1 protein-coding gene is annotated in these 1,388 nt (G+C 41.1%); it reads right to left on the reverse strand.

Annotated features, from left to right (window positions below):
* Nucleotides 1-273: 273 nt before the first annotated feature.
* Complete coding sequence (locus tag C7Y70_RS20400; RefSeq protein WP_135476849.1) at nt 274-1,299, reverse strand: IS110 family transposase; 1,026 nt, start codon at nt 1,297-1,299, stop codon at nt 274-276.
* Nucleotides 1,300-1,388: the final 89 nt, after the last annotated feature.

Below are 1,388 nucleotides of genomic sequence, written 5' to 3' on the forward strand. Positions count from 1 at the left end.
GGCTACATGGACTCCCCTTTGTCAAGCAATAGCATCTCTGACAACAAGAAGATCTGACAGCAGCTCTACATTCGGCGTTTATTAGCTTTGTTACGCTATCGCCCTGATGATTTGCGCTTGAGCAATGCCTCATTCGTTAAACAGAGTATTAATTAATAATCTCTTCCCGATTAAACAGGCTTTTTTGCTCTCGGTCTGACCGTGTTATCGTCAATTGCTAATGCACAGACTCGGTGGGGTTAACCTTTTGGTTTACCTTACTACTTTAAAAAATCATTTCACATAGTCAGCCTGATACTCTTTTTCTGAGTGTAATAGAGCCCATATTAGACGGGCATTTTTAGCGGCCAGCGCAACAGTGGCTCGTTTGAACCCTCGTCGTTCAACAAGGTCTTTTACCCACATACTCGTACGGTCGGTTTTGTTTTTACAGTTAGCAATAACAGCTCTTGCGCCATGAATAAGTGAAGTGCGGATATGTTTTTCACCGCGTTTGCTAATTCGCCCAAGGTGCGCTTTTCCACCTGTTGAATATTGCCGCGGAACTAAACCAATCCATGCAGCAAATGATCTGCTGCTATTAAAATGCTTAGCGTCATTAACGGTCGCTACAACAGCTGTTGCTGTAATTTCACCAATACCAGGAATACTCATTAAACGTTTGGCATCTTTCATTTGTTTGGCTAACGCATAAAGTTTTCTATCGTATTTGAGTATTTCTTCATTCAGGGTTTTAATATTGAGCCATAAGTCATTAAGTAACTCTCTGGCAAGAAATGGAAGATTATTCTGGGCATCTTCCAGTATTTCATAAATCGCTTTTTGTGCTGGGTAGCGACCTTTAGGCATGATAATGCCAAACTCAGCAAGCAATCCCCGTAATCGATTAATACGTGCAGTTCTGTCTTTTATAGCGCCTTGCCTAATGCGATGTAAACATAAAACGGCTTGTTGCTCTTCACTTTTGATACTGACAAAGCGTGTTTTAGGTCTCGTAGCGGCCTCACAAATAGCCTCTGCATCATTCGCGTCATTCTTTTCATTTTGACGATAGGGGATAACAAACTTAGATGCCATAATACGAACATCGTGCCCAAGTTTGGTAAACTCTCTCGCCCAGTAATGCGCGCCAGAGCATGCTTCCATGCCAATAATACACGGTGGTAATTTAGCTATTTCAGCTAATAGGTTGTTTCGTTTAACAGTTTTGCGAAATTTGCACTTGTCATGCTCATCAATAGCGTGAATACTAAACACTAACTTGGCTAAATCAATGCCAACAGCTTTAATTACAGACATATGGACTCCTCATATTTGAAGCTTATAATCAACTTCACTATGGCACATTGGTAAAAATGTGCTGAGTGGGGAGTCCATATCATTCGTTA

The sequence above is a fragment of the Pseudoalteromonas sp. KS88 genome (assembly GCF_004766475.1).
Taxonomy (GTDB): domain Bacteria; phylum Pseudomonadota; class Gammaproteobacteria; order Enterobacterales; family Alteromonadaceae; genus Pseudoalteromonas.